Origin of the sequence: Pseudomonas sp. HMWF021, from assembly GCF_003061005.1 — a bacterium.
Lineage (GTDB): Bacteria > Pseudomonadota > Gammaproteobacteria > Pseudomonadales > Pseudomonadaceae > Aquipseudomonas.
The window spans coordinates 1-7184 of record NZ_QAIK01000071.1; the positions used below are offsets into that span (position 1 = coordinate 1).

A 7184-nucleotide genomic window follows, 5' to 3' on the forward strand; every position below is an offset into this window, starting at 1 on the left:
GATCCTCAACGTCGAGAAGGCACGCTTCGACAAGATGATCTCGTCCCAGGAAGTGGGCACGCTGATCACCGCGCTGGGCTGCGGTATCGGTCGCGAAGAGTACAACATCGACAAGCTGCGCTATCACAACATCATCATCATGACCGATGCTGACGTCGACGGTTCGCACATCCGTACCCTGCTGCTGACCTTCTTCTTCCGTCAGTTGCCGGAGCTGATCGAGCGCGGCTACATCTACATCGCTCAGCCGCCGCTGTACAAGGTCAAGAAAGGCAAGCAAGAGCAATACATCAAAGACGACGACGCCATGGAAGAGTACATGACGCAGTCGGCCCTGGAAGATGCAAGCCTGCACCTGAACGAAGAGGCCCCGGGCATTTCCGGTGAGGCGCTGGAACGTCTGGTCAACGACTTCCGCATGGTGATGAAGACCCTCAAGCGTTTGTCGCGCCTGTACCCGCAGGAGCTGACCGAACACTTCATCTACCTGCCGGCCGTGAGCCTGGAAATGCTCGGCGACCACGCCAGGATGCAAGACTGGCTGGCCCAGTACGAAGTCCGTCTGCGCACCGTGGAGAAGTCGGGTCTGGTCTACAAGGCCAGCCTGCGTGAAGACCGCGAACGTGGCGTGTGGCTGCCGGAGGTCGAACTGATCTCCCACGGCCTGTCGAACTACGTCACCTTCAACCGCGACTTCTTCGGCAGCAACGACTACAAGACCGTCGTCACCCTCGGCGCTCAACTGAGCACCCTGCTCGACGAAGGCGCGTACATCCAGCGTGGCGAGCGCAAGAAAGCGGTTACCGAGTTCAAGGAAGCCCTCGACTGGCTGATGGCCGAAAGCACCAAGCGCCACACCATCCAGCGATACAAAGGTCTGGGCGAAATGAACCCGGATCAGCTGTGGGAAACCACCATGGACCCAAGTGTGCGTCGCATGCTGAAAGTCACCATCGAAGACGCCATTGGCGCAGACCAGATCTTCAACACCCTGATGGGTGATGCGGTCGAACCTCGCCGTGACTTCATCGAGAGCAACGCTCTGGCGGTTTCGAACCTGGATTTCTGATCCCGGTCAATGAGTCACAACGTCGTTGATCATTCACAAACAGCTGATTGATAAACGCGAAGTAAAAAAGGCCAATTCTCTGAATTGGCCTTTTTTTTGTCTCGAAAATTCGATCTCCCTCTGCTGCTTATCCATCTACCTGGCGACCGACCTCACGAGGGCGATGTGAGCAACTCAATACGCTATCGGGTTCCTGGATAAGCGTTATCCGTCCGTCATCGTTTTTGGATGCAAAACTCTTTAGTTAGTCGCCCTCCTGGTATCTATCGCCGAAGACAGGCCGTGACCGCATCGATAATTTCTCCTTTTTCTCATCTGAACCCAAGAACGTACAAGCAACGTTCCAGGCGGCTCGTTTAAGGTTTCTAAACGGGTTAGGGACTCGGAGAAATAGAGTCCCAAGCGAGGTAACGGGGATGGATGTCAGGTCAGGAGTCAGCAAAAATGGAATCAGTAATACCTCGCAAACGCGCAGCGATAATCGGATCGGGAAGTATAGGAATCGATTTGATGTACAAGGCGATGCGCTCTCATCATCTGGATCTCAGCATGGTGATAGGACGTAGTTCAAATAGCGAAGGTCTGGCTAGAGCCCGGGAGCTGGGCATTGCTACTTCGTCCGACGGTATCGAGTTTCTCGCTCAACACGCTAATGAGCTCGATATTGTTTTCGACGCGACTTCTGCTCAATCACACAAGATTAACGACCAGGTATTTCGCAAGGCTAATCTCCTGGCGATTGACATGACCCCGGCAAAGATCGGCTCTATCTGTGTGCCATCGATCAACCTTAATAGCATCGCCAGTGCACGCAATGTGAATCTGGTTACGTGTGGCGGCCAGGCAAGCATTCCGTTGGCTTATGCTATTGCTCAATCGTTCGAATCCCTGGAGTACGTCGAGGTTGCTTCGACCATCGCATCTGACAGCGCCGGTCTGGCGACTCGGGAAAACATTAATCAATACATTTTGACCACCGAACAAGCATTGCGACACTTCAGCGGTGCGGGTTTGGCGAAGGCAGTGCTGAACATCAACCCGGCAAAACCGGGCATCGACATGCAAACGACGGTATTTGCCAAGGGTCGCTACGAATGCATCGAGAAGGTGCGAGCGAATGTCCGGCAGATGGTCGCCCGTGTTCAGCAATATGTACCTGGCTATCAGATGGTTCTGGAACCTGTCGAATCGAAGGGCCACTTGACCATGAGTGTGACGGTACGGGGTAGCGGTGATTACCTACCGGCTTACGCAGGCAACCTGGACATCATCAATTGCGCGGCGATTGCCGTAGCTGAATTCCACTCTGCTTGCTGGGAGCGTACCGCCGCATGATCACCATTACCGACTGCACTTTGCGTGATGGCAACCACGCTGTCCGGCACCAGCTGTCAAAAGAACAGATTCACCGATATGCAGAGCAGGCCGACGCTGCAGGCATCGATGTTATTGAGGTCGGTCATGGCAACGGACTTGGTGGTTCTTCAGCACTTTTGGGTATCAGCAGCGTCGATGATCGAGAAATGCTCGAGACCGCCAGGTCGGCCATTCGACACGGACGTCTGGGTATTCACTTCATCCCTGGTCTGGGTAAGTCCACAGATCTGGAGATGGCTATCGACGTTGGTGTGGATGTGTTCCGTATAGCCAGTCACTGCACGGAAGCCAACATCACTGCTCCCTATATCGAGTCGGTCAAGAATCAGGGCAAGACCGTATACGGTGTCTTGATGATGAGTCATATGGCTGAGCCGGACTTGCTGGCCAAGCAGGCGTCGCTCATGGCGAGCTACGGTGCCGATGCCGTCATCCTGATGGACAGTGCGGGTTACCTGACTCCTGACGATGTGCGCTGGCGGATTCAGGCGATCCAGGAGCTCATCGACACCAGGCTTGGTTTCCACGCCCACAATAACCTCGGCATGGCGGTTGCAAACTCGCTTGCTGCAGTCGAGGAAGGTGCTCAACTGCTGGACGCTTGCATCAAGGGCTTTGGTGCCGGTGCCGGCAATACGCAACTGGAAACCTTGATCGCCGTGCTGAATCGCATGGGCTATCGAACCCAATGTTCCTTCGAGGCCGTCGCCGGGCTGGCGCGAAATTCGGAACATTATCTCGACTGTCTGACACCGCACATTGGCGCTGCCAACATTGCTACCGGCATTTATGGGCTGTTCTCGGGTTTTGCACCTCATATAAAGCGTGCAGCAGAACAGTTTAGCGTGGACGAATTTCAGCTTTATCAATTGTTGGGTCAACGCAAGTTAGTGGCTGGACAGGAAGACATCATCATCGAGACTGCGGCCAAACTTTCTACCGTCAACTGACTCACTTCAGGGATTAAGTCGATGTCTGTTACTGATAAGCAGGGCCTTCGCACGCCCATGATTCATGAAAAGGTCGTGTATTGGGCGAATAAAACGCCAGATGCAATTGCTGTACGCAGTGCCTATGAAACATTGAATTACGCTCAACTCGACCGCGAATCCAGCGCGTTGGCTTCTTATCTGCGTGAGCAAGGAATTCGGTCGGGAGATCTGGTCGGAATATTTCTTCAACCTTCTGTGTCGACCCTTGTTTGCATCATTGGCATTCTCAAAAGCGGCGCTGCCTATGTACCGCTGGATACTGCCAACCCGGCATCCAGGCTGACTTTGATGATTCAACAGTTGGCGAATCTCAAACTCATCCTGACGTCCGAGAAGGCCGCTGGCCTGCTCCAGGACTTGCCGGTTGCAGTCGTCGAGATCGAGCCCTTGCGTGAAAAACTGGCGGCAACCCCGGCAGCCGCTGCAATCGTTGAGCCTGTTTGCGCCGATGATCTTTGCTACACCGTATTCACTTCGGGCACCACCGGTATTCCCAAAGCAGTTGCAATCACACATCGCAGTTGGGCGAACCTGATCAGTTGGCATGTTGACGAATACCGTCTTGACCATGAAGCCAACGGCATCCTGGTATCGGCATTCGGTTTCGACATCTCTCAACGCAGCCTGGTGACACCTCTGTACTGCGGGGCGGCTATTTCGCTCACGAGCAGTGCCGTGTTCGATGGGTATGAGATTGTCGACCTCATTGAGCGCCACCGGATTCGCAGTATTCATCTGGCTCCGAGTTCTCTCTACCTGATCATTCAGGCCGGCCAGGCGGGTGATCGTCTCGCGACGCTACGGCATCTGTTCATCGGAGGTGAGGCACTGGCTACCGCCCGGGTGATGGAATGGGCGCGAAAGAAAGGATCAGCCTGCAATCTGATTCACCAGTACGGCGTCGCCGAGTGCACGGATGTTGCTACGTCCTATTCGATGTCCGACTACGAGTCCTATCTGGCTGAAGGCATTCCGATGGGGAGCCCTGTCGGGCATTGCCGGGTAGACATTCTTGATGATGAGGATCGACCGGTCGCGGTCGGTGATATTGGCCAGATCGTGATTTCCGGCATGGGGGTCGGCAGAGGCTATCTGAACAACGCTTCTCTGCAGGCAGAGCGCTTCCGGGAAATATCCATTGATGGCGTTGAACAGCGGGCGTACTTCACCGGTGACTACGCTCGGCGCCTGTCTGAGCACAAGACCATCTGCCTGGGGCGACGGGATAACCAAATCAAGATCCGCGGCATGCTGGTGAACCTGTCCGAGATCGAGAACGGGGTTCGCAACGCCTTGCCCGCGGCCGAGGATGCGATTGTCCTCAACACTCAAGCCATACCCGGTCAGGATCCTGAACTCACTGCCTTCGTGGCGACCGCTGATGAACTGCCGCCGATTCGCGATATCGGTCATCGGCTAGGGAATCTCCTGCCCCGCCATATGCATCCACGCCGCTATGTGGCTTGCAAACAGTTTCCCCTGACCCAGAACGGCAAGATTGATCGCCAGGCTCTTTTGAGCCTGGCCTGAACCCAGCGTACGCAACATCCAAAAAAGGAAGTAACACATGAGCCAGATGGACCAAAAAATTTCTGCAACGACCGGATTACCTGCAAGCGCAGTGATTACTGATGATATTCAGAAGGATATCGAGTTCTTCGAAAAAAATGGCTTCATCGGCCCGATCAAACTTTACGAGCCGGATGAAGCGGCAGAAATCCTGCGTGCACTCCGCGCTGCAAACCATGACCGCTCGCACATTCTTTATGACAACAACATGAACTACGACCGGCATTTCGATATTCCGGAGTTGTCCCGTCACATCATGCACCCGACGATTCTGAAGTACCTTCGCGGCATTCTGGGTGCCGATCTGCTGTGCTGGCGCTCGGAATGGTTTGCCAAGTTTCCTGGTGGACGCGGTACTGAATGGCATCAGGTTCGTGACTACAGCTACACCGATGGCAACCCGCTGATTGTCCCGACTCAGACGGACTGGAACGCCTACATCGATCTGACGGTATGGACCGCGTTCACACCCGCCACCAAGGAAACTGCCTGTATGCGTTTCCTGCCGGGTTCGCACAAAAAGTATTACTACGACGAGAAGAAAAGTGTCTCCACAGGGCGTAACGGCGAATACCAGCACACCCAGACCGACACCGGTTTCTTCGGTTACGACTTTTCCGAGTTCAAGGTCGACCCTTCCTGGGATCCTGAAAGTGCCAACCCGGTGGACATGGAACTGCAAGCCGGCGAGTGCGTGATTTTCACGGCGTCCTGCGCGCACGCTTCTCACGACAACACCACCGAGCGGCAGACCCGTCTGGCCATTTCCGGTCGCTACGTTCCAACCCACGTCCGGGTCTACCCAGATCTGAAGACCTATAACGCGCACGGTGAAACATTCGACCTCGCCGACTACGCGACGGTGCTTGTATCCGGCGAGGACACCTACGACCACAACAAAATTCGCAACGCCAACAACCGTGGCCAAGCGTTCTCATTCTCTGCGCAGGAGGAGAAAACCCCATGCTGAACGCCATCCACAAGATCTGTGCCGAAGTCCTGAACTACCCGCAACTGAAAGTGGATGAGGACTTCTTCGACGTCGGTGGACATTCCCTGATGATGGCCGAGATCCAACGCCAGCTACATGAGGATCTGAAAGTTCACATCAACATGGAGTCACTGTTCCGAAACTCCTCGGTTATCAAACTGAGTAAGGCCATCCAACCCACGCTGACCGAGCAAACGGCCTAACCCCGGGCCGGCCTGCGTCAGTTGCGTGGGCCGGCTTATCTGGAGAAAAGATGATGAAAACGTTCGCATTGCTGGAGCAGCCACAAACTGGCGAAGCTGCTGACCTTACCTTCAAGCGAGGCTCGCTGTTTGCCGCGTTCATGAGTCGTGCAACCCAATGCGCGCCGGTCACTGCCGATAAGATCGAGGCGGGTCTGCACCTGAACCGGTTGCTGGAAAATGGGCAAGTGCACTTCAATACACTTGAAGATGGTTCATTCGAAGCGTTCTATGGTCCATCCAGTGATGCCACGGTACAGATCTCGACGCAGATTCCCTTCTGGTCGGAAAAGATTGTCTCGCGGATTCGCAAGAGCGTGCGTCAGTCCCAAGGCGCAATTTGTTCCTTGGAGCTATTCGATTCACAAGAGTCCATCGATGTTTTCGTCACGGACTGGAGTTCCTGTACAGCAGCCTGTGCCATCGCCGTACACAAATATCACTGGTTTACCCGCCGGCTGACCGAACGCCCCGATGCCGACAACTATTTCACCGGTGCCTATGTCCGTAATCCGTTAACCGGCGACCTCATGTCCGTGTGGGTCGCGGACTGGGTCAAGCCCGACTTCGGTACCGGTGCGGTTCTAGTGAATCCTGCTCACAACAAGACGGATCTCGAGTTTGCCAGGCAGGTCGGTTTGCCGATTCGCTTCGCCCTCTCTCTCGATGCGCAAGTGGACGAGCACTCGATGCCGATTCCTCCTGTGCTCAAAGCCGGTTTCGCCATCCGCACGGGTTGGCTCGATAGCAAGCCCGCAGCGCAAGTCCACAACGACACGATCAACGTACTTCTGCGCAAGGGGAGTGCACGGTTGCACGAAGATAAACGTATACCGGGGGAAGTGATTGCTCGCATTGAGCAAACTTCACCAGACAGGGCAGAACTGTACTGGAGCCCTCAACACGGGACATTCCATCAGGAAGCTACACAAGGTTTACCCGTT

General features: G+C 54.9%; 6 protein-coding genes and 1 pseudogene. All 7 read left to right on the top strand.

Annotation, left to right across the window (positions count from 1 at the left end; translation table 11 throughout):
* A partial coding sequence (locus DBR18_RS10255) for a toprim domain-containing protein (RefSeq protein ID WP_256588663.1) occupies positions 1-1069 on the top strand: 1069 nt, incomplete at its 5' end.
* Positions 1070-1513: 444 nt separating this feature from the next.
* A complete protein-coding gene (locus DBR18_RS10260) occupies positions 1514-2404 on the top strand; it encodes an acetaldehyde dehydrogenase (acetylating) (RefSeq protein WP_108590232.1) in 891 nt (296 codons plus the stop codon).
* Positions 2401-3396, top strand: coding sequence for a 4-hydroxy-2-oxovalerate aldolase (dmpG, locus tag DBR18_RS10265; protein ID WP_108590233.1), 996 nt, complete (start codon positions 2401-2403; stop codon positions 3394-3396). Before DBR18_RS10260 ends, dmpG begins: the two co-directional genes overlap by 4 nt.
* A 21-nt stretch (positions 3397-3417) precedes the next feature.
* Positions 3418-4968: an amino acid adenylation domain-containing protein gene (locus DBR18_RS10270; RefSeq protein ID WP_108590234.1), complete on the top strand. Its 1551-nt coding sequence runs from the start codon at positions 3418-3420 to the stop codon at positions 4966-4968.
* Positions 4969-5005: 37 nt separating this feature from the next.
* Positions 5006-5977: a chlorinating enzyme gene (locus DBR18_RS10275; RefSeq protein ID WP_218277852.1), complete on the top strand. Its 972-nt coding sequence runs from the start codon at positions 5006-5008 to the stop codon at positions 5975-5977.
* Complete coding sequence (locus tag DBR18_RS10280) at positions 5971-6201, top strand: acyl carrier protein (protein ID WP_108590235.1); 231 nt, start codon at positions 5971-5973, stop codon at positions 6199-6201. The genes DBR18_RS10275 and DBR18_RS10280 overlap by 7 nt, the downstream gene beginning before the upstream one ends.
* 50 nt (positions 6202-6251) lie before the next feature.
* Positions 6252-7184, top strand: a pseudogene (locus DBR18_RS10285) (class I tRNA ligase family protein); the annotation flags it as partial.